Genomic DNA, 25579 nt, shown 5'->3' on the forward strand with positions numbered 1-25579 from the left:
GTAACAGGAGGGCGATGCATCAGGTAGCGCCCTCCCTTTATATCTAACGCATAAACAACCGTACCATTTTCTCATAAATCTTCCGATATTTCTGATACCGCATAGGAAGATCGATCCAGGTCTTTTTATCTACAATACTCTTATAATGAGAGAATGTCCGGAAGCCGTCGATGCCATGATAGGATCCCATGCCGCTTTCACCAAAGCCGCCGAAGCCCATATTGCTGGTTGCCAGATGTATGAGGACATCGTTGATACAGCCACCGCCGAAACCACATCGGGAAGTAACTTCCCGGGCATTTTTTTCATCTTCGGTGAAGATATAAAGAGCCAGCGGATGTGCCATGGAATTGATCTTTGTTACGGCACCTCCGAGAGAGTCATAGGTGAGGACCGGAAGTACCGGACCGAAGATTTCCTGCTGCATGACCGGATCTTCGAAGGTTACGTTATCAAGAACCGTCGGCTCGATCTGAAGTGTTTCACGGTTGGAACCACCGCCGCAGACAGTTTTGGAAGGATCGATCAGACTGTTGATACGGTCGAAATGCTTTTCGTTGATGATCTTTCCATAATTCCGGTTCTTCAGTGCTTCTTTTCCATACTGGCGTGTGATCTGTCTGCGAAGCTCTGCGACCAGGGCTTCTTTGATCTCCGGATCACAGTAGATGTAGTCCGGAGCCACGCAGGTCTGGCCACAGTTCAGGAACTTGCCGAATACGATACGTTTTGCCGCAAGGCGGAGATTGGCTGTTTTGTCCACGATGCAGGGGCTTTTTCCACCCAGCTCCAGAGTGACTGGTGTGAGGTGTTCGGAAGCCTTTCTCATGACCTCTTTTCCCACAGACTGGCTTCCCGTGAAGAAGATGTAATCAAAGTGCAGACTGAGAAGATGTGTGTTTTCCGCACGTCCGCCTGTGACAGTTGCAACGTATTTTTCATCGAAACATTCATGGATGAGAAGACGGATCACTTCACTTGTTGCCGGTGAGTAGGCGCTTGGTTTCAGGATGACTGTGTTTCCGGCTGCAATGGCGTCTACCAGTGGTTCTATAGTGAGAAGAAACGGATAGTTCCACGGACTCATAATGAGAACAACACCGTAGGGGGATGGTTTGCGGAAACTGTGGGAATGGAACTGTGCCAGTGGAGTTGGAACGGTCTGTTCTTTTGCGTAGGAGCGGATATTTTTCAGCATATGTGTGATCTCGGAGAGCACCAGTCCGGTCTCACACATATAGCTTTCGAAATTACTTTTTCCAAGATCCTTTTTCAGCGCGGCGTGGATCTGATCTTCGTGTTTCCGGATGGAAGCGCGGAGACGTTTCAGGGCGCTGATGCGAAAATCAAGGTCAAGAGTTGCGCCGGAGTAGAAGTACTGGCGCTGTTTATCTAAAAGCTGGTTGATCTGTTCTTTTTCCATGGAATTGTAGTCCTTTCTGAAAAAACTGTATTCGAAATATCGAAAAAATCTTTCTATGCCAATGGCTGTTTTAGCAATTGCCTGCCGGAGGCATCAGTCTGTAATACAGTGTCTCAAGTTCGCCGGCATCCATCAGCACAGGAACCGGGTACAGAGGATTGGCTTCTTTATCTGCGTAATGGGCAAGCTCCGGGATGTCTGTTTCCTGGATTTCCGGGATATAGTCTCCGATGCCATAGCGTTTTTTCATATCTTTTATTGCATCAATAAACATCCGGGCAGCAGTTTTATCGTCCTCATGTTTATCGCAGAGACCGGCAGTTACGGCAAGGTTGCGGAGTTTGTGAGTGATGGAATCTCCGTATGTTTCCAGTACCATAGGAAGGATCACTGCATTGGCAAGCCCATGTGGAACATTATATTTTCCGCCGAGGGAATGTGCAATTGCGTGGACATATCCAACGTAGGATTTGGTGAAGGCACAGCCTGCGAAATAGGAGGCGCGGAGCATATTTCGTCTTGCTTCAATATTATTGCCGTCTGTGTAGGCGGTATCCAGATTTTCAAAGATCAGTCTGACAGCATCCAGGGCATTTTTTCTTGTGCCAGGTGTAGTGGAATTTCCAATGTAGGCTTCCACTGCGTGAGTCAGGGCATCCATGCCGGTGGTAGCTGTGATAAACGGCGGAAGGCTTAAAGTCACTTTCGGGTCAAGGACTGCGTAGCGTGGGATCAGCGGAAAATCGTTGATGGCATATTTGTGCCGTGTTTCTGCATCGGTAATGACAGCAGCAAGTGTTGTTTCACTTCCTGTTCCTGCAGTCGTGGGGATGGCGATGAGAAGAGGAAGCTTTTTGTGGATCTTCAGGATTCCCTTCATCTGAGCAAGAGACTGGTGTGGCTTGGCAATGCGGGCTGCTGTGGCTTTTGCACAGTCCATACTGGAACCTCCGCCGAAGCCGATGATCGCCTGGCAGTCATTGTCCAGATACATGTGAAGGGCTTCGTCCACATTGACGGTTGTTGGATTGGCAACGGTTTTGTCGTAGATGTGGTAAGAGATGCAGCTTCGCTTCAGTGTCTGCTCCAGTCTTTCTGTAAGGCCAAGGCTTCGGATCCCTGCATCTGTGATGATGAGTACATTGTTATAGTTTCTTTTTTCCAGAACTTCCGGAATACCTTTGACGCTTCCGATGATCTTCGGATTGCGGTAAGGAAGCAGTGGAAGGGCGAATTTAAAGACATTCTGGAAAACCCGGCAGTAAGCTTTTTTTAATGGATTCATGGTAGTTTTCTTTCCTTTTAAAGTCAAATTATTTTATTCTAAATATTATATATAGCAGTTGGAAGGGGAAAAGTCAAGATTGCCGTTTATGGAAGTGTATCGCGAAGCGTGTTGCTGAGAACAGAGTAACCGTAACGTCATAAAAAAGAAAACAGGAAATATAATATTGTCATGGTTGTAAATATCCTTTACACTAAGGGAGTCAAACAGAATCATTATGTAAGGATTGGATATCCAGCGGAAGGCAAATGTCCGCAGGATAGATATTGATCACGGAGGAAATCATGCCAGAAACAGACACATCCGCAAAAAATCCTCTTCACGTATCCGAAGTGGATGATAATTTAAAAGAATTAAGCCCTCACGGTTCCTTTGAGCTGCCGGTGGAAACCTATATGGCGAACTGTGAAATCTTTCATGCACTGTATGACCACTGGCACAGTGAGATGGAGATCATGTATATTGAAAAAGGCAGTGGCTTTGCCAGACTGAACCGGGAGAGCATCCGCCTGAAAAAGGGGGATATCCTGATTGTGAACTGCGGAGTTCTCCATAGTATGCGCACGGATCTTAAGAAGCCTCTTTATTATAAGAGTGTGGTTTTCAGCCTGGGCTTCCTTGCAGGTCAGCCGGGAGATATCTGCCAGGAATGTGTGGTATCACCATTAATAGAAAACAAGGCAGAATTCTGCCATCATATAGAAGAGGGAGATTCCGGATATGAGAAGCTACGGGAAATTTTTCTGGAGATCCATGACTGTCATACGGAGAAGAAGCCATATTTCTATGTGAAGCTGAAAATGCTGTTTTTTGATTTCTTTTATGAGATGCTGACGAAGCATTATATTATCCCGGTAAGCACAGAGCAGAACAAGAGCCTTGCAGCAGTAAAGGAAGTGCTGGATCATATCAGCCTTCACTACCAGGAGAATCTTACCGTTTCAGAGCTTTCCGGACTTTCCAATTACAGTGAGTATTATTTTATGAAGCTTTTCCGCCAGTATACGGGAAAAACCCTGGTGGAATACATCAATGACTTCCGTATGGAGAAGGCGAAGTATCTTCTTACGCATTCCGATGCACCTGTGACGGAGATCGCCATGCAGGTGGGATTTAACAGTACAAGTTATTTTATAAAGAAATTTCAGCAGTCCAATAAGGTTTCACCGCATAAATACAGGAAGAGTATGAGACAGATCTGAGAAAGCTCCCGAAGCAACCGCATATGTATCGGTTATGTTTTTATGCAGAGCTACCGTAAAAAGTGAAAAACAGTCTGACAAATATCTTGCATATCATGACAGGATTGTTATATTTTTGAAAAGAAATGCGTGATATCCTAATATCATCAAAACAAAGCAAACAACCTTGTAAAAACATATTTCATCCCATCAAGATCCATGAAAGGAGATCAAAATGGAAACATTAAGCAAAGTATTTGAAGACAAATATAACAAAAATGTAAAAGATTGTACAAACGAGGAAATCTATCACGGACTTCTCTCCTGGACAAAGGAGCAGCTGAAGGGCCGCGGCTACCAGGAAGGAAAAAAGAAAATTTATTATATTTCCGCAGAGTTTCTTATCGGTAAGCTTCTTTCCAACAACCTGATCAATCTGGGCGTTTATGATGAAGTTGCGAAATATCTTAAAGAAAACGGAAAAGAGCTTTCCATGATCGAGGAGATCGAGCCGGAGCCATCTCTCGGAAACGGCGGACTTGGCCGTCTGGCAGCATGCTTCCTGGATTCCATTGCAACTCTGGGACTTCCGGGAGAAGGAATCGGACTTAATTATCACCTCGGACTTTTCAAACAGGAGTTTAAGGATCATCTTCAGTTTGAGACACCGAATCCTTGGATCCAGCCGGAGAGCTGGCTTACAGATGCAGGCGTTTCCTATTATGTCCCATTTAAGGGCTTTATGCTGAAATCCACACTGTATGATATTGATGTTGCAGGCTATGAGAACAAAGCGATCAAGCTTCGCCTTTTTGATATTGATATTGCAGATGAGAGCATTGTGGGCGAGGGAATCTCCTTTGATAAGAAGGATCTGCTCCACAATCTGACACTGTTCCTTTATCCGGATGACAGCGATGATGCAGGAAGAAAGCTTCGTATCTATCAGCAGTACTTCATGGTAAGCAATGCGGCACAGCTGATCCTGGATGAGGCAACAGCAAAAGGCTGCAATCTTCATGACCTTGCCGATTACGCAGTGATCCAGATCAACGATACACATCCGAGTATGGTAATTCCGGAGCTTATCCGTCTCCTTACAGAGCGTGGAATCGAGTTCGAGGAGGCATGCGAGATCGTATCTCATGTATGCGCTTATACCAACCATACCATTCTTGCAGAGGCACTTGAGAAATGGCCGATCTCCTATCTTGAGGAGGTTGTTCCGGATCTGATGCCGATCATCCGCAAGCTGGACGAGCGTATCAAAGCAAAATATCCGCAGGAAAATCTTGCCATCATCGACAAGAACGACCTGGTACACATGGCACATATGGACATCCACTACGGATTTTCCATCAACGGTGTTGCATCCCTTCATACCGATATCCTGAAGGAGACAGAGCTTCATCAGTTCTATGAGATCTATCCGGAGAAATTCAATAACAAGACAAACGGAATTACCTTCCGCAGATGGCTCCTTCACTGCAACCATCCGCTGACAGAGTACATCACATCCATGATCGGTGACGGCTTCCGCAAGGATTCCTTTGAGCTTGACAAGATGCTTGGCTTCAAGGGAAATCAGGACGTTCTTGCAAATATCCTTAAGATCAAGCAGGATGCAAAGAAGAGATGTGCGGAGTTTATCAAAGCCAACACAGGTGAAGAGATCAATACACACAGTGTTTATGATATCCAGATCAAACGTCTTCATGAGTACAAACGTCAGCAGCTGAATGCACTTTACATCATTGACCGTTACCTGAAGATCAAGGCAGGCGAGAAGCCGCAGCGCCCGGTAACCTTTATCTTCGGTGCAAAGGCAGCTCCTGCATACGTTATCGCAAAGGATATTATCCACCTTCTCCTCTGCTTACAGGAGCTTATCAACAATGATCCGGAGGTTTCTCCGTACATGAAAGTTGTTATGGTGGAAAACTACAACGTAAGTGCAGCAGAGAAGCTGATCCCTGCCTGCGATATCTCCGAGCAGATCTCTCTTGCTTCCAAGGAGGCCAGCGGAACAGGAAACATGAAATTTATGCTTAACGGTGCTGTGACACTTGGTACTATGGATGGTGCAAATGTGGAGATCAGCCAGCTGGTAGGTAAGGATAATATCTATATCTTCGGTGAGTCCAGTGAGCAGGTTATCGAACACTATGAAAAGGCAGATTACTGCTCCAGAGATTTCTATGAGAAAGATGAGCGCATCCGTCGTGCAGTAGACTTTATCGTAGGAAACGAGCTTCTTTCTATTGGAAGTGAAGAGCATTTAAGAAGACTGCATCATGAGATCGTAAGCAAAGACTGGTTCATGACTCTTCTTGACTTCGAGGATTATGCGAAGGTGAAAGATCAGGCACTGTCCGATTATGAGGACAGAACCGCATGGGCAGAAAAAATGCTTGTAAACATCGGAAAAGCAGGATACTTTTCTTCAGACAGAACTATCGAGGAATACAACAGAGATATCTGGCATCTGACGGCGGAGAAATAAACTGGTTTTAGCCAGCTTACTCCGGTACGGAAGAAAATAGAAAAATAGAAAATAAAAACACCGGCATTCATCGGAAATATGTACCGGGTCTGAGCTGTCAGAGATGATCTGGCAGCCTGGACAGAACATGGTACAGATGAATGGTCGGTGTTTTTTTGTGAAATTGGTTACGAAAAATTGTTTACGGAATCAGGCAAGCGATACTTCAGGCCTTTCCATGCTTAAATGCCATCATCATTTCCTTGGTAAGACTGATATTATCACCCTCATCCGGGATTTCCTCGCGGTTGAACCAGGAGGCCATGGAGAGTTCGTTGTGGTCTACAGTGAGAGTGTCGTCGCCGTCCAGGTCACAGTAGAAGCCGAACAGGAGAGTGCCGGAGAAAGACCATGGCTGGCTCTTGTAGTAGCGGAGATTTTTGACCTTTACGCCGATCTCCTCCATAACTTCGCGGTGTACAGTTTCTTCAATAGTCTCGCCAATCTCGGCAAAACCGGCGATCATGGCATAACGTGTGTGGCTTCGTCCCTCATATTTGGAAAGGATCAGCTTATCGCCATTGGTAACGCCAACGATCACAGCCGGGGAAAGTACCGGATATTCTCCGTTTCCGCAGGAAGGACAAATCATTTTGCGCTCTGTCTTATCGTGTACCATTGGCTGGCCGCAGCAGCCACAGAAACGACGCTTGCTGTACCACTGAAAAAGCTGGTATCCGGTGATTCCGGCAAAAGCCAGATACTGAGGCTCTGCTGTGCGAAGCACACGGATGATCTCAAACTGATATCCGGGAAGAAGGCTGGTATCCAGATCCGGGATCAGATAAAAATGTTCTTCATCAACAGAGAAGAGATAGATATAATTTTCATAGAGATTTTCAACTTTTCCTTCCAGCTCTCCGAAGCTTGGAAGAGTCATAGTCTCGCCATCTTTTTTCATAAGGATCTTTCCTTTTCCATAGGCGAGGATGTGGCTTTCTTTATCCGGAGCCACAGGTTTGTACTCATTGTGATAGGTATGTGGTGCGATATCCTGGATCATGATTGATAATTCCTTTCCGAATTTATTGTTTTGCAGCGTTTGCTGAGAAGTTTTGCCATATAAATACAGCACGTTTTCTACAGTATAAGCTTACCTTGAGAAAAAGGCAACTGTCCTTTTCTGTGACCTTCGCTCACAAAAAACACCTCGCGGGACATTACAAGTGAACAGTAACGGCAACTGTCCTTTTGGTGACCAGAAATAACAAAAAAAGTTGTATGAGTCAGAAAATCAGTGTAAGATAAATGTATTATATTGTGCAGAAGATGTGAAAGGTCTGAAAATTTTTCTGCATAGAAGGAGGAGATCATGTCAACAACAGAAAAGCCGGGACTGACCCGAGATGCCATTAAATATCTGGCAATTTTTACCATGCTTCTGAATCATATCGCCAACGTGCTTTTGCCGGAAAACACGATCCTGTGGGAAGCGTTTATAGACATTGGCTACTTCACAGCCATTACCATGTGCTATTTTCTTGTGGAAGGTTTTTACTATACACATTCCCGGAGAAAATACGGTGAAAGACTTCTGATCTTTGCCGGGATCTCCCAGGTTCCCTATATGATGGCTTTTGGGAATTCACAGCTGAATATGATCTTTACTCTGTTTATCTGTTTTATGATCCTGGTTGTTCAGGAAAGGATGATGGCAAGTAAATGGAGAATTCCACTTCTGATCCTGCTCCTTTTGCTATCCATTTGTTCGGACTGGGCGATTCTGGCACCGGTTTTTACCATCTGGTTCCATGAAGGCTGGGGGAACAGGAAGAGGATGATAACAGCGTACGGAGTCGGTGCTGTCCTTTTTGTGCTGTTTAACTACAGCTCCTACGTGGAAAAAATGGCAGCCGGACCGGCAATGATCCATGCTCTGCTTTCGGCATTAGGGATCGTGGCATCAGGAATCATCATCCTATGCTTCTATAATGGCAAAAAATCCGAAAAAGCACCGAAGTTTTCCAAATGGTTTTTCTATGTTTTTTATCCGGCACATCTGCTGGTACTGAGTATAGTCCGCGTTATAATATAGTAAGAGATAAAATAAAATCTCTCCAATATTTATAACCGGATAGATTGCCGAAAATAAATTTCATATCCACATAAAACATAGTAATTCTGTAAGAAAACAGAAAAATAGCGAGAAAACTCTTTCAAAAATCCAAAGAAAAACGGCTGCAAAAGCCTGCATCTCATTGTGAAAGTCCCCATCTATTCTGCGGAAGGTGAACAGAAAGAACTGGTGGAAATACAGCTTCGGACCATTGCGATGGATTACTGGTCTGTGTTAGAATATGAGTTGTATTATAAAAAAAGAGACAATGCGGAAATTGAAGCAGAATAAAAAAAATATGCAGAAGAAATTGCGAATCTGGACTACAGAATGCTGGAATTACGAAATAAAATTGAAAAAATCTGAACAATCAGCGAGTGTGAGATTAGAATGCCTGTTATAAAAAAGAAAACGGAGAATTCCCTAAAAAAGAAGTTCAGGAATTCTCCGTTTTGTTGTTTGAGTCATTTCAGTCGGGACCCTGTTTATTATGTGTTATACTCTGCTCATCAACTGCAAAGATGACATTTCTCACAGGCAGACGGCGTGGCTGCGCATCCGCCAAGAGCAGTCTCACGAAGCTCTGCAGGGAGCTTTTTGCCTACGGTATACATGGCATCGATCATCTCATCCAGAGGGATGAACTGGGGGATACCGGCCAGTGACATTTCCGCTGCGATCAGGGCATTGGAAACACCGGCTGCGTTACGGTTCTGGCAGGGATATTCCACCAGGCCGCCTACAGGATCGCACACAAGTCCAAGCATGTTCATGAGAACCGTGGAAGCAGCATAAGTACACTGAAGAGGTGTACCGCCAAGAAGTTCCACAGCAGCAGAAGCAGCCATTGCGGAAGCAATTCCGACCTCAGCCTGACATCCGCCAACAGCACCTGCAACTGTTGCATTACGCATGGCAAGATAGCCGATAGCGCCTGCATTAAATAGTGCCTGGCGGATTTTTTTATCGGAAAAGCCGTAGACCTCCTGAAGAGCAAGCATCATTCCGGGAACGATCCCGGCACTGCCGGCAGTAGGAGAGGCAACGATAAGTCCCATGGAAGCGTTGGTCTCAAGGGTTGCCATAGCGTAGGTGATACCCTTTCCGAGAACATTTCCGCACAGGCTTTTTCCCAGGTCATGAAATTCACAGAGTCTTCGGGCTTCACCGCCGATCAGTCCGCCCATAGATATCACGGGATCTTTGATGGGGGAAAATGCAGCGTCCTTCATGATCTCCAGAACACGGTCCATGCGCTGGTCCACGATTTCAGCAGTGGTTTCACCGAGAAGGATCTCACGCTGGCGCATTACTTCGGAAATCGGAAGCTTTTTTTCCTGGCAGAGAGCAAGGAGTTCCTTGGCATTTTTGAAATCCATAAAACACATCCTCCCTTTCCCTACATCTGAACAACCATGACATCATGGATGTTGGTGTTCTGGTGAATGCTTTCTACGATATCTTCCGGGAGATGACCGTCGGATTCCACGATAGTATAGGCTGTGGTTCCTTTGGATTCACGGAAGAGGCGCATGAAGGCAATGTTAATGTTACGTTCACTTAAGCATCTGGTGATGTAGGCCACAACACCAGGAGTATCCTGATGGATCACGATAATGGCGCTGTATTCGCCGGTGAAATCCACTTTTACGTGGTTGATCTCCACAATACGGACCTTGCCGCCGCCCAGCGATTCTCCCCGGACTGTCATTTCCTGTTCCTGTTCATTGACCATATGGATATCTACAGTGTTGGGATGGACATCGGTTTCCGCTTCATTTGGAGTAAAGGAAAAGTCGATCCCCTGTTCCCTGGCAATATCAAAAGAATTCCGTATACGCATGTCATCTGTGGAAAAGCCCATGATCCCGCCAAGGAGGGCACGGTCTGTACCGTGTCCCTTGTATGTTCTGGCGAAGGAACCGTAAAGGATGAATTCCACTTTTTTCAGGGGTGGCGTGATCATCTTCTGGGCGAGGAAAGCAATGCGCGCAGCCCCTGCGGTATGAGAACTGGAAGGGCCGATCATGTTGGGCCCCATAACGTCAAATACACTGATAAAAGACATTTTACTTAAATCTCCTGTGGTGTTTTTGCAATAAATTTCTTATAAATAGTGTCAACGATCACGCCGATAGCATTGTCACCGGATACATTGCAGGCTGTTCCAAAGGAATCCTGGGTAATGTAAAGGGCAACCATGATCGCGCAGATTGCACCGTCCGGATCACCGGCTTCAGCTCCGAATACCATGTAAAGGAATGGAAGAGCAGTCATGATGGAACCGCCAGGAGCGCCGGGAGATGCAACCATGGCAACACCAAGAGTCATGATAAACGGAACAACAGTACCGAGACTGATCGGCAGCTGGTTCATAAGGCAGACTGCAGTTGCGCAGGCTGTGATGGTGATCATGGAACCTGCCATATGGATATTGGCACAGAGCGGAACTACAAAGTTACGGATCTGCTCGCATACACCGTCTTTTTTTGCACATTCAAGATTAACAGGAATGGTAGCAGCAGAAGACTGGGTACCAAGTGCTGTTGTGTATCCTGGAATCTGATTTTTGATCAGAGTAAGAGGATTTCTCTTGCTTACTGTACCTGCGACCAGAAACTGGATCGTAATGCAGATCAGGTGCATGATGATAACAACAAGGAATACCTTCCAGAGGATGCTTAAGATGGCAAAGGTTTTTCCGGAAATAGTCATATCTGTGAAGGTTCCGCAGATGTAAAGTGGAAGCAGCGGGATGATAATGGTATGAAGGACTTTGTCAATGATCTTGGAAAAGTCGCTCATTCCGTTATAAAGGCTGTTTCCCATTTCTTTTCCACGCATGGAAGAGAGGCACAGTCCCATGACAAAGGCAAGGGCAACAGCAGAAAGAGTATCCATGACCGGCTCCAGTGTGATGGAGAAAAACGGTGTCAGGGATGCGTCTGCGGTAGCTGCGATCTGATCCAGTGCACCTTCACTCATAAAGTGCGGGAACAGGCTGGATGATACCAGATAGGATGCGGAACCTGCGATCAGAGTGGAGCCATAAGCCAGGGCCACTGTGATCAGGAGAAGCTTCCCTGCACCCTGTGAAAGATCCGCAATACCCATGGTTACATAGGCAAGGATCATCAGCGGGATGACGAATTTCAGAAAGGTACTGAAAAATCCGGAAAGGGTTACAACAAAGCGACAGAAGCCTTCCGGAAGGAACTGGCCGAACAGGATACCTATGATGATGGCAATGATCAGCTTCGGCACAAGTCCGATCTTGATTTTTTTCTTTTCCATTTGGATTCTTTCCTCCTAAGTATGAATTTATTCATTTTGCACAAAAATACGATTGACGTCCTCGTGATTGTATTGTAACATTGACATAAAAATAAAGCAAATTCACAGATTTCATCATCACGATGAAAAAATTTCATAGAAAAAGGGAGAAAATAATGGAAATCCGTCAGTTGGAGACGTTTGTACATGTAGCACAGCTTCAGAGTTTTTCCAGGGCAGCAGAGGTTCTGGGATACACCCAGTCAGCTATCACTGTCCAGATCCGTCTTTTGGAAAATGAGCTGGAAACAAGACTTTTTGACAGAACCGGAAAGCGTGTGGTGCTTACTCCGTCCGGAAAAGAGTTTATGGGGCATGCAAGCCGGATCTTATATGACGTAAATAAAGCAAAAAAGTCAATGAATGATGATGCGGAACTGAAAAATCCATTACATATCGGGACTATTGAATCTCTCTGCACAGCAAAGCTTCCGGCTGTTCTCAGCAAATTTCGTGAGCTTCACCCGAAAGTAAATATGCAGGTGACTATTGATACGCCGGAACAGCTGATACGAATGATGGAGCATAACGGGCTGGATCTGATTTACATACTGGATACCCCAAGGTGGGAGCAGAACTGGATGAAGGTCATGGAGAAGGCGGAGCCGGTAGTATTTGTGGCCTCTGCAGATTCGGAGTTTGCGGGAAAGACGCTGAAGATGGAGGATATTCTGGAAGAACCTTTTTTTCTCACGGAAAAGAATGCCAATTATCGACAGGCTCTGGATCAGCAGCTGGCACTTAAGAAGCAGGCCCTGTCACCGGTGCTGGAGATCAGCGATACCGCTTTTATCATCCGCATGCTGGAAAAGAACCACGGACTTTCCTTTCTTCCCTATCTGGCTGTGGAGCGGGATATCCGGAAAGGAAGAATTGCCCTTTTACATGTGGAAGATGTGGAGATATCCATGTACCGGCAGATCTTTTACCACAAAAATAAGTTTAAGACGAGAGAGATGGAGGAGTTTATCCGTCTGGCTGCAGAGTAAAAGTCAGAACTTGTAAAAACAAATAAAATGTGGCACTATAAAAGAAAAAAAGTACAGGAGAGAAAAATGGATTTTATTGAAGAAGCAAAGAAGCTTGGCTTTTCCGATGCTGCGGTCATGAAAACCGATAAGCTGGTGTTTGTGCCGGAATACCGTGTTTTCTGTGAAGAAAATGCCTGTGGTAATTATGATAAAAACCCTGCATGTCCACCGGAAAGCGGGACTGTGGAAGAAATGAAGGAACGTGCCCTGGATTATGAGAACACCCTGGTGCTCCAGACGACGCAGGACAGACTCATGGATTACAAAAAAGCCAAGCTTGCACATAATAAGCTGACAGAGCAGCTCTCAGAGAAGATGAAAGAGTGCGGAAAAACAGATATTCTGATCATGAGCGCCGGACCGTACAAGCATAATTCCTGTATGTCTGCCTATTGTGTGGATGCGCAGAAGATGGCAGATGCTGTGGGAATGCAGTGCTGGACCAATGATGGAAAGTTCCGGTATTTTTCGCAGATTCTTTTTCGAGAGTAGAGTAGCGCATCTTTTTATACATTTTTTGTATAAAAACTAGACATATTGTCAGGGAAAGGGTAAATTTATTTTGAAATGATCAAACAGGAGGGAAACCAGAATGGAGAAATCAACAGTTTATTTCACTGATTTTCGTTGTCCGGTGGGAACCAGCCAGCTGGACAAACTGAAAAAACTCTGCGTTGCCGCAGGAATCAAAGATATCGATATGGATGGAAAATTCGTAGCCATCAAGATGCATTTCGGAGAGCTTGGAAATATGGCATTCCTTCGTCCGAACTATGCAAAGGTAGTCGCAGATCTTTGTAAGGAGCAGGGCGGAATGCCGTTCCTGACAGATTGTAATACTCTTTATCCGGGAAGCAGAAAGAATGCACTGGAGCATCTGGACTGTGCAAATCTTAACGGATTTAATACGATCACAACCGGATGTCAGATCATCATCGGTGACGGAGTTCGAGGAACCGATGAAGTAGAAGTTCCGGTAGTAAACGGAGAATACTGCAAAACTGCCCTGATCGGACATGCTATCATGGACGCAGATATTTTTATCAGTCTCAGCCATTTCAAGGGACATGAGGCAACCGGCTTTGGCGGCGCCCTGAAAAATATCGGTATGGGCTGCGGAAGCCGTGCCGGAAAAATGCAGCAGCATGCCAGCGGAAAGCCGGCCATCCATGAAGATGTCTGTCGTGGCTGCCGCCGCTGTGCGAAAGAGTGCGGAAGTGACGCGATTACATATGTAAACAAGAAAGCAGTTATCGATTACGATAAATGCAAAGGCTGTGGCCGCTGTATCGGTGCCTGCAGCTATGATGCCGTATACAATCCGAACAGCAGTGCAAACGAGCTTCTTGACCGCAAGATGGCAGAGTATGCACAGGCTGTCTGTCACGGACGTCCTCATTTCCATATTGCACTGGTACAGGATATCAGCCCGAACTGTGACTGCCATGGTGAAAATGATGCGCCGATCCTTCCTGATATCGGAATGTTCGCAAGCTTTGACCCGGTTGCATTGGATCAGGCCTGTGCAGATGCCTGCCTGAAGGCAACACCGATTGCCAATAGCCAGCTTGGAGAGCATCTGGCAGAGCCGGGATGGCACTGTCATCATGACCACTTTAAGGATTCCAATCCGAATATTGAGTGGAAGGCAACTCTGGATCAGGCAGAAAAGATCGGCCTGGGAACCAGGGAATATGAGCTGAAGATAATCAAATAAGCAACAGAAATTATATAAAATCACGAAAGCACGCCTGTAACATGGCGTGCTTTTTTATGCGAATTAAGAAATATAAAATAGAAAAAACGGTATTTTAAATAAAAAATATATGCGTGTATATGCGTGCCTAAAAGACGAGCATTGTGAATAATATACAAAGAAATAACAGGAAAATTTGGACAAAAACGAGAAAACAGAAAAAGCTGTAAATTTATATTGCATAATAAGATTGCGTGTGATAACATACACACAACATAATTAACACGCATTTGACACGCAAATGAAGAGTAATGGCACGCAAATAAAAGAATATCAGGGATAAGCAGAGCTAATGTGCATGAAAACGTGCAGATCGTGAGTACAGAAACAGGCTGCATTCTGTGAGCAGAGAGTACAGAGCAGGCCGGAAATCTTTTTCAGAGGAGGAAATTATGACAGGAATACAGAAAAAACAGCGTTTGCTGACTATGATATTCGGAGCTTTCGCGATCTTTTTTACCGGATATCCCCATGTATGGTCTATTTACCAGCCCTATGTGATGGAGCAGGCAGGCTGGAGTCAGGGACAGGCATCCATGTGCTTTTATCTGGCACTGAGCACCTTTGTATTCGGAAATATCGTAGGCGGAAGGATGCAGAACCGCTTTAAGGAAAAGACGATCGTATGGATCGGAGGCGGGATCTTTGCGGCAGGAATCCTGGCATCCGCATTTCTGATCGTTCCCACACCGCTTCCTATGTATCTCTCTTATGGAGTGATGCAGGGATTCGGACAGGGAATGATCTACACGGTGATCCTGGCAACCGTGCAGAGATGGTTCCCGGACCGTACCGGATTTGCTTCCGGCGTTGTGGTAACTGCCAACGGACTTTGTGGATTTTTCCTGGCGCCGCTGAGTCGAAAGCTGCTGGAGGCAGAGGGCGTGCAGAAAACCTTTTTGATCATTGGGGCAGCCATCGCAGTTTCCTGGATCCTGTGCGGCATCTTTTTTCAGGCACCCGATAAGCGACTGGTGAACGCAGGTGGCTCTGCGGCAAAGTCCGGGACATCGGAGATGAAGCAGTATACATCCGGAGAGATGATGCGTACAAGAAATTTTTATCTTCTTCTTGCGACCATGTTCTTTGGACTGATTTCTTATTTTATGGTTTCACCGGTATCCCAGACCTACCAGATCGACCTTGGGATCCCGTCTGCAGTGGCAGTCAGCGCCGTTATGCTTGGATCCATTGTCAATGCGGGAGCAAGACTGGTGCTTCCGACACTGGCAGATAAAGTGGGAAGGATCGTCTGCATCAAAGGAGTGCTGATCGTGGCAGTAATCGCTATGGGAGTTCTCGCTGTATCAAGCTCCCTGGCAGTAACGGTTGCCATTGTTCTGATGTACGGCTGCTACGGAGGCATCATGGGAAGCTTCCCGTCTCTGACAAGCTCTATTTTCGGAATGAAGCATACCGGGGAAAATTACGGATTCGTCATGTTCGGCATCGTATTTGCAACCTTTGGCGCACCGGCGATCTCCGGCCTGGTGAGCAGCAAAGGCTATGAGATGAACGTGGTATTTGGAATCGGAGCTGTTTTTGCAGTGATCGCATTGGTATGCCTGACTCTACTTGGACGGAATCTTGTGAAAGAGCATGCCGAAAAATCTGCCGGAGTAAAGAATGATACAGCACAGGTAAGCAAACCACAGGCAGAATAAGTCTGAATGTAACTGGATGCAGAGCTGTATCAGCTGCCGGATCAAAGACAGCTGACTGAGAATCAGAAAACAGAAAAACCTGGAAGAAATAAAATGCCTGTGGCTGATTTCTTCCAGGCTTTTTTTGAGTTGCCGGAATCAGATATTTCTGCTAGGATAACGAAAGGATGAGAAAATCAGATATTGTTTTTGACTGTTTATTTTGATCTGTCGTTCGAAGAAACCGTGAGACGACATAATACAAGAAACAGAGAATTTGGTGAAAAAGATATGCGCAGATGGTGGAGAGAAAAAGATTTTTCTTCAGTTCTCAGGGAACAGGCTATTACCTGCGAAATGGATACAGACAGTATTGTTGAGAAAATATACTCGGATTTGAACGCAGATCGCAAAGCGATTGCGTTCATGAGCATATAAAGTAAATGTAATACAAACATGTTCAGACTGGCAGAATAATTGCAATCATGCTGCCTTTTTTGCTGCTTTCCAGTACTTTTACCTGTCCGTTATGCTGTCGGACAATTTCACTGACAAGTGCAAGCCCCAGGCCGGCACCTCCCATAGCGCGGCTTCTTGATTTATCTACACGGAAAAACGGGGTGAAGATTTTTTCTTGATATTCGGGAGGAATGCCGATCCCGGTGTCGGAGACTTCAAGAAAGACATAATTGACCGACGTGGATGTATCTGTTATTTCTTCGGAAAGATGGATATTTACGGTTACTTTTCCACCGGAGTGATTGTATTTGATCGCATTTTCCACAAGATTGTACACAGCGCGATACAGCAGCAGATAGCTTCCGGTAATAATGCAGTCCCCCTCCTGCTGGATCAGTTCAACATCCTTCTGTTCCGCTACAGAAGCCAGGTCGCAGAAAACCTCATCCGTCAGTGCTGCCAGAGAGATCCTTTCGGAACGTTCAACAGTCTGTACACCGGTCATATCCAGGAGGATTTCAGCCAGATGGGAAAGTCGCCCGGTCTGTTCCTGGAGCATGGCAAAAATCTCCTGATAATCTTTTAAAGCAGGTGCTTCCCTGCGGGCAAAGACCTCCAGATTTGTCTGGATAACGGCAAGAGGAGTCCTCAGCTCATGGGCTGCATTGGCAGAAAACTGCTTCTGGGCAGTAAAGGCCTCATCCAGGCGTGCGAGCATTTTGTTAAATGAAATTGTCAGGCGGGAAATTTCGTCATTGGTAGCAGGAACTTCAAGAGCCTCTGAAAGGTTCTGGACCTCTATTTGGTTTACCTCCTGGCTGAGTCTGCGAAGCGGAAGTAATGCCTGACGGCTGATAAAATAAGTGCAGATGCTGCTGAGAAGGATGATGATCCCTGTTACCATGAGTCCTTTGGTGAGAAAAAGTTTTTTGGTCAGCTGCAGCTGATCGGAAAGCTCCGGAAATAAGACGGAGGGATTCATATTAAAGGTGATGGGAGTAGAATCTGTGTTATCGATCCGTATCATGTAATCTCCCAGATCCTCCATTCCGGCAACTGCAGACTGGCTGATAAAAAAATACATCAGAATGCAGGTGACTGTCATAAGCAGTGCGGTGATCAGTGTCAGACGCCATTGAAGAGAAAGCTTTCCGGTTATTTTTTTCATTGTATATCCTCCGTTAAAATGTAACCCTGGCCGATCTTATTCTGTATTGGATCAAAGCCGAGAGCCGTGCGCAGCTTTTTTCGAAGAGAAGAAATGTGGACACGAATGGAATTGCTGAGACTGTTGACGCTTCCGTCCCAGATATGCTCGATCATTTCTTCTGGGCTTATGATACGGTTCTGATGAAGAAGGAAATATTCCAGAAGAGAACTTTCCTTTCGGGTCAGAGAAAGAGGAAGTCCATCGATACTGGCCTTTCTTGTACGGGTATCAAAGCTGATACGTCCGCATTGCAGACATACATCCTGCTGGATAAATTTCCTTCGTGTCAGACTTCGGATCCGTGCCTCCAGCTCTTCAAAATGAAAAGGCTTTGTGAGATAGTCATTGGCACCGAGATCAAGCCCTTCAACCTTGTCCTGGATCTGTCCTCTGGCAGAGAGGATCAAAACGGGAGTGGAAGTATCGGATTCCCGAAACTGGCGCAGGATTTCCAGACCATCAACGCCTGGAAGGTTCAGATCAAGAAGGATGAGATCATAATTTTCCACCAGACATAATTCCAGTCCTTCATCCCCGTCAAAACATGTGTCCGCTTCATAGCCATCCATGCGAAGTCCCTCCGCAATAGACTGGCAGAGCTGCTTTTCATCTTCGATTATCAATATATGCATAATAAATTCTCCTAAAAAACAGTTGATTTTGCTTTGTTATCTATCATATCATGTATAGCATAAAATTCCTGTAAATTTTTTTATTTCTTAACAGAGATTTTATACAGGGGATGATATAGTAAGGCTACAGAGAACAAAATTAACATATAAAATATACGCCGGTTCCGGATATGGGCCGGTGATATCAGAAGGGAGAATATAAACAATGAAATTAAGAACACAGAAAATAACAGCACTTATGGCAGCAGCGGTATTAGGAATATCTGCATTTGGAAGCGTACCGGTAACAGCGGCAGAAAGCACGGAAACAGCAGAGATCGGAGAGGCAATGGCGGTGGATGGAGAGGCAGTTTCATCAGATCTGGTAGCAGGTACATTTAAGCCTTCCGACGTAACCTGCAAGGCACAGGATTCTTATGAATATCCGTTTCTGGGACTGAAGCTTTCGCTTTCGAAGGAGCTGTTAAAGCAGATCAAGGACCAGAGCATTGCAATGCTTACCACGGAAGATTTTGAGAATCAGACCAACGCAGTGACATATGCCTATGTAAGCTGGAGCAAAATGACAGAGGAACAGAAAAATGCCGAAATACAGAAGATGGGAACCGGATATGACGACTGGGTGGCAGGTCTGGACAGAATTGGCACAATTGGCGTTTATGACGAAGCTTCACAGAAAAAGCTGGATGAGATCACTGGCTGTACAGAGCATAAAGAGCTTGGAAGCAGCAGTGACGGGAAATACAAATATTATCTGAGCACCAACAAAGATGCAGATGAAAAGCTGACAAAGGAGCTGGAAAAGATCAAAACCGACATTACGGAAATGACACCGTATCAGAATATTTCTGTGTTTGACCAGCCACAGGATACCAGCGTCAACCCGGAGGATGTAAAATCTGTAGGAAAATTTGAAACAACAGGAATAGATGGAAAAACATATACAGAAAAAGTATTCAGTGACTATGACCTGACGCTGGTAAATGTTTTTACAACCTGGTGCTCACCATGCGTAAAAGAAATCCCGGAACTTCAGGAGCTCTATAAAGAAATGAAAGATAAAGGCGTCGGAGTAGCAGGCGTGGTGCTTGATACTACAGATGAAAAGGGAAATCAGGACGAAGAGGCTGTAAAAAAAGCAGGCATTCTTCAGGAAAAAACAAAAGCAAAATATCCGTTCCTGATACCGGATACTACTATGATGAACGGCCGTCTGCAGGGGATTTCCGCATTTCCTGAAACATTTTTTGTTGACAAAGATGGAAACATTGTAGGCGATACCTATACAGGAAGCCATACACTGGACGAATGGAAGGAAATCGTGGAAAAAGAGCTTAAAAACGTTTCAAAGTAAAAGATGATCATTATGGAGAGTGGAAAAATGATTCGGAAAATAACAGAATCCAGGTGGATCGGACCTGCTCTGGCGGTTTTGGGAATTTTACTGATGATACTGGGAATCTGCAGGGGCGAAGTGTCTGTAGTTTTTACAAAAGCGATCAACATCTGTATGGAGTGTATTGGCATTGGATAATAAGAAGATGAAAATAAATGAATGGCCGCGGCATGGGATCCAGGCATTGTGGGCGGCCCTTACAAACAGTCACATATCAGGCTTTGTGACTGGAAAGATCTATACCGGAAAACTGAAAAATGTCTGTGTTCCGGGGCTGAACTGTTATTCCTGCCCCGGGGCAAGAGGGGCCTGTCCCATTGGTTCCCTTCAGGCTGTGATCGGAAGCTGGAACTTCAAGATGGCATATTATGTAGCTGGATTTCTGATCTTTGTAGGAGCGTTGCTTGGAAGACTGGTGTGCGGATTTCTCTGCCCCTTTGGACTGATCCAGGATCTGTTGAACAAGATTCCTTTTCCAAAGAAGATCCGGACATTTCGGGGAGATAAGCTTCTGCGAAAACTGAAATATGTGATCTTTCTTGTATTTGTGATCATACTTCCCATGTTTGTAGTAGATATCATGGGCCAGGGAGCACCATATTTCTGCAAGCTGATCTGCCCGGCAGGAACACTGGAAGGAGGTATCCCTCTGGTGCTGCTGAACAAATCCATGCGAAGTGCAGTAGGCTGGCTGTACATGTGGAAAAATACAATCCTGGTGATCACCATTATCTTATCAATTATGATATACCGGCCATTCTGTAAGTATATCTGTCCGCTGGGAGCTTTTTATTCGGTATTTAATAAAGTTTCCGTTTTTCGTTACAGAGTAGATAAAGAAAAATGTGTTCACTGCGGAAAATGCAGGAATATCTGCCAGATGGAGGTCGATCCGACGGAAAATCCAAACAGTACAGAATGTATCCGATGTGGAAGATGTAAAAAGATATGTCCGACACAGGCGATCCGGTGTGGGTTTGCAGGCAAACCCTGATACAGAAAAATACGAAAACGGTACAGCTTATAAAATATAAGGTGTACCGTTTTTTGCAGAAAACTACTTTTCCATATTATCTATCAGTAACATATTCAGCTGTTCCCAGCGCTTCAGATCTTTTTTTGTAAAAAGCAGCTGGTGGCGGAACGCTTCGGTAAGCTCTTGTGGTTTTAAAGTGATCACACATTTGAATGCGCAGGGCATCAGATCCGCACTGGAAATCCCACACAAAAGTCCTGTTGTAAAATCTCGAAGCTCCAGAGGATTAAAAATGTACAGGAGATCTTCTTCCAGTGGGTTATACTGATTTACAAAGGAAAAACGGATCAGCATATCACTGTAAAGAACTTTTCCGGTGTAAAAAATCTCACTGCTTCTTCCGTTGGCAGAAACAGAACAGATCGTTAAGGTTGCTTCGTATTTTCCGGATTCGCCTTTTTTTTCATAAATATCGATGACGCCATCCTTCGTACGCTGATAGCGTCCATCGTAAAAGTAAAAATATAGCCGCTGTGCCTGAAAAAATGGGCTTTTTTGTCCTTTTCCCGGTGCATTGGACGGTTTACTGGCTGTTTCAGGAAGACCAGTGGTAAGCTGGGACATAGATACCTGGAGAATCTGGCTGATATCATACAAAGTTTCGATATCAACGGAGATATCTCCATTTTCATATTTGCATACGGTAGCTCGACTTTTATGGATGGCATCTGCCAGATCCTGCAGAGTCATCTTTCCGGCTTTTCGGTATTTTCTTATTTGTTCACCTACATAACAGGTAAAATTACTCATTTTGTTTCCTCATACTATCTATTTTTCTTATTAATTTTTATTGTATACGATTATATCGGAAAAACCGGTATTTTGTAAAGTAGTAAGAAACTTTTTTGAGATAAAATTTCGTAAAAAGAAACTTCTGCCATTTGCACTTATCTTTATTTAAGGTAAGATATGGCTGTTAGGCTGAAGGTTTCAGCCTATATCAAATATATACTTGAAGAGGGGAAATTGAAATGAAAGAAAAAGGAAGTAGCTTTTCCGGCTCAATAGGCTTTGTCCTGGCGGCAGCCGGAAGTGCAGTAGGAGTTGGAAATATCTGGAGATTTCCATATCTCTGTGCCAAAGATGGCGGAGGACTTTTCCTGCTGGTTTATCTGGTACTGGTACTGACTTTTGGATTTGTACTGTTGACAACGGATGTAGCACTTGGGAGAAAGACAAAGAAAAATGCATTGAGGGCTTTTGAATCTCTTGATCCAAAGTGGAAATTTTTAGGACATTTAACGTTTATGGTTCCGGCATTGATCATGACCTATTATTCTGTTATCGGTGGATGGATTGTAAAATATTTTTTTACTTATATTATTTCTGATGGGAAAGATGCGGCTTCAGATGTATACTTTACATCATTTATTACATCAGATATTGCACCCGTTGTATTTATGCTGATCTTTCTGGCACTGACTGCCTGGATCGTATTTCGTGGTGTGGAAAAGGGAATCGAAAAGTTTTCCAGGATCATTATGCCGGGGCTGATTCTTCTGATTGTGATCATTGCGATTTTTTCACTGACACTGTCCCATACTGATACGGATGGAACTGTCCGCACCGGTATGCAGGGGCTGGCTGTTTACCTCAAACCGGATTTTCATGGATTGACGGTAAAACGCTTCCTGGAGATCCTTCTGGATGCGATGAGCCAGTTATTCTTTTCCTTAAGTGTATCTATGGGAATCATGATCACATATGGTTCTTATGTGAAAAATGAAGTTAATTTAAATAAAGCAACAAATCAGATTGAGATCTTTGATACCGGCGTTGCGTTTCTTGCAGGAATGATGATCATACCGGCTGTTTTTGTATTTCTCGGAAAGGATGGAATGGCTTCCGGCCCAAGCCTGATATTTATCTCACTGCCAAAGGTTTTTGATGCCATGGGAGTATTTGGCCGTCCGGTGGCAATTGCATTTTTCCTGATGATGGGATTTGCGGCACTGACTTCCTGCGTGTCTGTCATGGAGACACTGGTTGCAAACTGCATGGAACTCTATCACAAACCCCGTAAGAAAATGTGTGGTGCTGTCGGAATCTATTCTCTTGTTACAGCAGTGCTGATCTGCCTTGGTTATAACAAACTGTATTTTGAACTTAAACTGCCAAATGGTTCCGTTGGACAGCTGCTGGATGTGATGGATTATATCAGCAACAGTTTTCTGATGCCGTTTATCTCACTTTTGACAAGTATTCTGATCGGCTGGGTGATCGGCCCTGACTGGATCATAGGAGAAGTGGAACGAAATGGGGAACACTTCAAACGGGCAGGGTTATATCGCTTTATGATCCGTTATGTAGTGCCGGTTGTAATGCTGATATTATTCCTGGTATCTACAGGATTTGCAGATTTGATTTCATAAGTGTGGTAATATGTTTATGGCGTCTGGACAGTCGCATTAACGGATGACCAGTACAAGATACGATTAAATAACAGAGGATTTGATGAAAAAAGATATGTACGAATGTTGGAGAGAAAACTAATACATAGAACGGAAATGATTCAGAAAATTAGACTTAGCTCACTTTAAAAGTGAAAAAATAATTTGATAATTTCTTGACAAGTACTAATAAATATGTTAGTATTCAATCATCAAATTAATAAAGTCTTCGGTGACTGACGGAGTTGTGGGATAACCACGAGGGAGCCGGAGATTCGATGAGTCGACCGTCTGGGCAGTATTTGAAAAACTTCAGATACTGCTCTTTTTTATGGGATAAAAGATGCAGACGGTTGCAGCGGAGAAAGGAGAACATTATGGGATTTAAAAGTGACATCGAGATTGCACAGGAGTGCACAATGGAGCCAATTACCAAGATTGCAGAGAAAGCAGGTATTGATGACAAATATCTGGAGCAGTATGGTAAATACAAAGCAAAGATCGACTATAATCTCCTGAAAGAAACAGACAAAAAAGACGGCAAACTGATTCTTGTGACAGCTATCAACCCGACACCGGCCGGGGAAGGAAAAACAACTACAACGGTAGGTCTTGCAGATGGAATGCAGAGACTTGGAAAAAATGTTATGGTAGCTCTTCGTGAGCCATCCCTGGGACCGGTATTCGGTGTCAAAGGTGGTGCGGCAGGCGGCGGCTATGCACAGGTAGTTCCGATGGAGGATATCAACCTTCATTTTACCGGTGATTTCCATGCAATCGGTGCGGCAAACAACCTTCTTGCAGCAATGATCGACAACCATATTTTCCAGGGAAATGAGCTGAACATCGACCCAAGAAAGATCACCTGGAGACGTTGCGTGGATATGAACGACCGTCAGCTTCGTAATGTAGTAGATGGACTTGGCGGAAGAACAAACGGTATGCCGCGTGAGGACGGATATGACATTACCGTAGCATCTGAGATCATGGCAGTTCTCTGTCTGGCAAGTGATATCAAAGATCTGAAAGAGAGACTTTCCAGAATCATCATCGGATACACTTATGGCAAGGTTGCTGAGCAGAAACCGGTAACAGCAGGAGATCTTCACGCAGAGGGTGCTATGACAGCACTTCTGAAGGATGCCCTGAAACCAAACCTTGTTCAGACACTGGAGCATGTTCCGGCAATCGTTCACGGCGGACCATTCGCAAACATCGCTCACGGATGTAACTCCGTAACAGCTACAAAGATGGCTATGAAGCTTGCTGATTATGCCATCACAGAGGCTGGATTCGGTGCTGATCTTGGAGCTGAGAAATTCCTGGATATCAAGTGCCGTATGGCAGGTCTTACACCAAGTGCCGTTGTTATCGTAGCAACCGTACGTGCTCTGAAATATAATGGCGGTGTTGCAAAAGCGGATCTTAACAATGAGAACCTCGAGGCTCTTGAAAAAGGTATCCCGAACCTTCTGAAGCATGTAAGCAATATCAAAAATGTATATAAGCTCCCATGTGTGGTAGCTATTAACGCATTCCCGACCGATACCAAGGCAGAGCTTGATTTTGTGGAAGCAAAATGCAAGGAGCTTGGCGTAAACGTAGCACTTTCAGAGGTATGGGCAAAAGGTGGCGAAGGCGGAATCAAGCTCGCTGAGGAAGTAATCCGTCTTGTTGAAGAGCCGAATGACTTCACATATGCTTATGAGCTGGAAGGCTCCATCGAGGACAAACTGAACCAGATCGTACAGAAGGTTTATGGTGGAAAGAAAGTGGTTCTTACAGCAAATGCCCAGAAGCAGGCGAAACAGCTGGAGGCACTTGGATTTGGCAACTGCCCGATCTGTGTAGCTAAGACCCAGTACAGCTTAACAGACGACCAGACAAAGCTTGGTGCTCCGACAGATTTCGAGGTAACAGTAAGAAATCTTAAGATTTCCGCAGGTGCAGGATTTATTGTTGCACTGACAGGTGAGATCATGACCATGCCAGGACTTCCGAAAGTACCGGCAGCAACCAAGATCGACGTAGACGAGAGCGGTAAGATCACAGGACTGTTCTGATATAAAGATTTTTTGAGGGGAATTCAGATAGAAAGCGGTAGAGCCTGCAAAAATAGAGGCTCTGCCGCTTTTTATATTGTTGTGGAGAGAGTATTGAAAAACTTTTAAAAGCAGGAAAAACACTGGGTTTGACGATCCCGTGA

At 44.8% G+C, this 25579-nt stretch carries 21 protein-coding genes, 1 pseudogene and 1 riboswitch; of the genes and pseudogenes, 13 read left to right on the plus strand and 9 right to left on the minus strand.

The window, feature by feature from the left end; translation table 11 throughout:
* Nucleotides 1-43: 43 nt before the first annotated feature.
* Complete coding sequence (locus LKD46_RS04005; RefSeq protein WP_110102901.1) at nucleotides 44-1423, minus strand: aldehyde dehydrogenase; 1380 nt, start codon at nucleotides 1421-1423, stop codon at nucleotides 44-46.
* Between the two features lie 70 nt (nucleotides 1424-1493).
* Nucleotides 1494-2708 carry an iron-containing alcohol dehydrogenase gene (locus LKD46_RS04010; RefSeq protein ID WP_092068531.1) on the minus strand — a complete coding sequence of 405 codons (1215 nt, stop codon included), beginning with the start codon at nucleotides 2706-2708 and terminating at the stop codon, nucleotides 1494-1496.
* Nucleotides 2709-2992: 284 nt separating this feature from the next.
* Here LKD46_RS04010 and LKD46_RS04015 point away from each other — a divergent pair, with 284 nt between their 5' ends.
* Both LKD46_RS04015 and glgP read left to right on the plus strand, forming a co-directional pair.
* The gene (locus LKD46_RS04015) at nucleotides 2993-3910 is read left to right on the plus strand and encodes an AraC family transcriptional regulator (RefSeq protein ID WP_015527280.1); all 918 of its coding nucleotides are present in this window, start codon (nucleotides 2993-2995) and stop codon (nucleotides 3908-3910) included.
* Between the two features lie 214 nt (nucleotides 3911-4124).
* A complete protein-coding gene (gene glgP, locus LKD46_RS04020; RefSeq protein WP_227573828.1) occupies nucleotides 4125-6392 on the plus strand; it encodes a glycogen/starch/alpha-glucan family phosphorylase in 2268 nt (755 codons plus the stop codon).
* 205 nt (nucleotides 6393-6597) lie between these two features.
* Here the strand turns inward: glgP and nudC are convergent, their stop codons facing one another.
* Nucleotides 6598-7434, minus strand: coding sequence for an NAD(+) diphosphatase (gene nudC / locus LKD46_RS04025; protein ID WP_227573829.1), 837 nt, complete (start codon nucleotides 7432-7434; stop codon nucleotides 6598-6600).
* Nucleotides 7435-7743: 309 nt separating this feature from the next.
* Here nudC and LKD46_RS04030 point away from each other — a divergent pair, with 309 nt between their 5' ends.
* Both LKD46_RS04030 and LKD46_RS16715 read left to right on the plus strand, forming a co-directional pair.
* The gene (locus LKD46_RS04030) at nucleotides 7744-8466 is read left to right on the plus strand and encodes a TraX family protein (RefSeq protein ID WP_227573830.1); all 723 of its coding nucleotides are present in this window, start codon (nucleotides 7744-7746) and stop codon (nucleotides 8464-8466) included.
* Between the two features lie 132 nt (nucleotides 8467-8598).
* Nucleotides 8599-8778: pseudogene (locus tag LKD46_RS16715) on the plus strand (GTP pyrophosphokinase); the annotation flags it as partial.
* A gap of 218 nt (nucleotides 8779-8996) precedes the next feature.
* On the opposite strand, the gene sdaAA reads toward LKD46_RS16715, so the two are convergent.
* From sdaAA to LKD46_RS04050, 3 genes are read right to left on the minus strand one after another with little or no spacing between them, the layout of a single operon-like run.
* Nucleotides 8997-9866, minus strand: coding sequence for an L-serine ammonia-lyase, iron-sulfur-dependent, subunit alpha (sdaAA, locus tag LKD46_RS04040; protein WP_118512827.1), 870 nt, complete (start codon nucleotides 9864-9866; stop codon nucleotides 8997-8999).
* A 20-nt stretch (nucleotides 9867-9886) separates the two neighbouring features.
* The gene (gene sdaAB, locus LKD46_RS04045; protein WP_118624983.1) at nucleotides 9887-10555 is read right to left on the minus strand and encodes an L-serine ammonia-lyase, iron-sulfur-dependent subunit beta; all 669 of its coding nucleotides are present in this window, start codon (nucleotides 10553-10555) and stop codon (nucleotides 9887-9889) included.
* Between the two features lie 5 nt (nucleotides 10556-10560).
* Entirely contained in the window at nucleotides 10561-11781 is a 1221-nt protein-coding gene (locus LKD46_RS04050; protein WP_227573831.1) for a dicarboxylate/amino acid:cation symporter, read from the minus strand.
* 155 nt (nucleotides 11782-11936) lie between these two features.
* Here LKD46_RS04050 and LKD46_RS04055 point away from each other — a divergent pair, with 155 nt between their 5' ends.
* The 4 genes from LKD46_RS04055 to LKD46_RS04070 all read left to right on the plus strand — a co-directional run bounded on the left by LKD46_RS04055 (nucleotide 11937) and on the right by LKD46_RS04070 (nucleotide 16271).
* Nucleotides 11937-12809, plus strand: a complete 873-nt coding sequence (locus LKD46_RS04055; RefSeq protein WP_227573832.1) for a LysR family transcriptional regulator — start codon at nucleotides 11937-11939, stop codon at nucleotides 12807-12809.
* A gap of 66 nt (nucleotides 12810-12875) precedes the next feature.
* Nucleotides 12876-13343, plus strand: a complete 468-nt coding sequence (locus LKD46_RS04060) for a DUF2284 domain-containing protein (RefSeq protein ID WP_118512823.1) — start codon at nucleotides 12876-12878, stop codon at nucleotides 13341-13343.
* 100 nt (nucleotides 13344-13443) lie between these two features.
* Entirely contained in the window at nucleotides 13444-14568 is a 1125-nt protein-coding gene (locus LKD46_RS04065) for a DUF362 domain-containing protein (RefSeq protein WP_118512822.1), read from the plus strand.
* 431 nt (nucleotides 14569-14999) lie between these two features.
* Complete coding sequence (locus LKD46_RS04070) at nucleotides 15000-16271, plus strand: MFS transporter (protein ID WP_227573833.1); 1272 nt, start codon at nucleotides 15000-15002, stop codon at nucleotides 16269-16271.
* Nucleotides 16272-16710: 439 nt separating this feature from the next.
* Here LKD46_RS04070 and LKD46_RS04075 read toward each other — a convergent pair whose 3' ends face one another.
* Entirely contained in the window at nucleotides 16711-17877 is a 1167-nt protein-coding gene (locus tag LKD46_RS04075) for a sensor histidine kinase (protein ID WP_110102906.1), read from the minus strand.
* A complete protein-coding gene (locus LKD46_RS04080) occupies nucleotides 17874-18551 on the minus strand; it encodes a response regulator transcription factor (protein WP_015527267.1) in 678 nt (225 codons plus the stop codon). Before LKD46_RS04080 ends, LKD46_RS04075 begins: the two co-directional genes overlap by 4 nt.
* Nucleotides 18552-18756: 205 nt before the next feature.
* Between LKD46_RS04080 and LKD46_RS04085 the strand changes: the two genes are divergently transcribed.
* The 3 genes from LKD46_RS04085 to LKD46_RS04095 are packed head-to-tail and all read left to right on the plus strand — an operon-like array spanning nucleotide 18757 to nucleotide 20941.
* The gene (locus tag LKD46_RS04085; protein WP_021652979.1) at nucleotides 18757-19905 is read left to right on the plus strand and encodes a TlpA family protein disulfide reductase; all 1149 of its coding nucleotides are present in this window, start codon (nucleotides 18757-18759) and stop codon (nucleotides 19903-19905) included.
* Nucleotides 19906-19932: 27 nt separating this feature from the next.
* Entirely contained in the window at nucleotides 19933-20085 is a 153-nt protein-coding gene (locus LKD46_RS04090) for a CD1871A family CXXC motif-containing protein (protein WP_092068499.1), read from the plus strand.
* Nucleotides 20086-20092: 7 nt separating this feature from the next.
* Nucleotides 20093-20941, plus strand: coding sequence for a 4Fe-4S binding protein (locus LKD46_RS04095; protein ID WP_110102924.1), 849 nt, complete (start codon nucleotides 20093-20095; stop codon nucleotides 20939-20941).
* Nucleotides 20942-21004: 63 nt separating this feature from the next.
* On the opposite strand, the gene LKD46_RS04100 is transcribed toward LKD46_RS04095, so the two are convergent.
* Nucleotides 21005-21733, minus strand: a complete 729-nt coding sequence (locus tag LKD46_RS04100) for a helix-turn-helix domain-containing protein (protein ID WP_110102907.1) — start codon at nucleotides 21731-21733, stop codon at nucleotides 21005-21007.
* A gap of 221 nt (nucleotides 21734-21954) precedes the next feature.
* On the opposite strand from LKD46_RS04100, the gene LKD46_RS04105 reads away from it, so the two are divergent.
* Both LKD46_RS04105 and LKD46_RS04110 read left to right on the plus strand, forming a co-directional pair.
* Nucleotides 21955-23355, plus strand: a complete 1401-nt coding sequence (locus tag LKD46_RS04105; RefSeq protein ID WP_021652983.1) for a sodium-dependent transporter — start codon at nucleotides 21955-21957, stop codon at nucleotides 23353-23355.
* A gap of 240 nt (nucleotides 23356-23595) precedes the next feature.
* A riboswitch (ZMP/ZTP riboswitch) is annotated at nucleotides 23596-23677 on the plus strand.
* Nucleotides 23678-23750: 73 nt separating this feature from the next.
* On the plus strand, nucleotides 23751-25436 hold the full coding sequence (locus LKD46_RS04110) for a formate--tetrahydrofolate ligase (RefSeq protein WP_092068491.1): 1686 nt from the start codon (nucleotides 23751-23753) through the stop codon (nucleotides 25434-25436).
* Nucleotides 25437-25579 lie beyond the last annotated feature (143 nt).

This window comes from Blautia fusiformis, assembly GCF_020686995.1.
GTDB lineage: Bacteria > Bacillota > Clostridia > Lachnospirales > Lachnospiraceae > Blautia_A > Blautia_A fusiformis.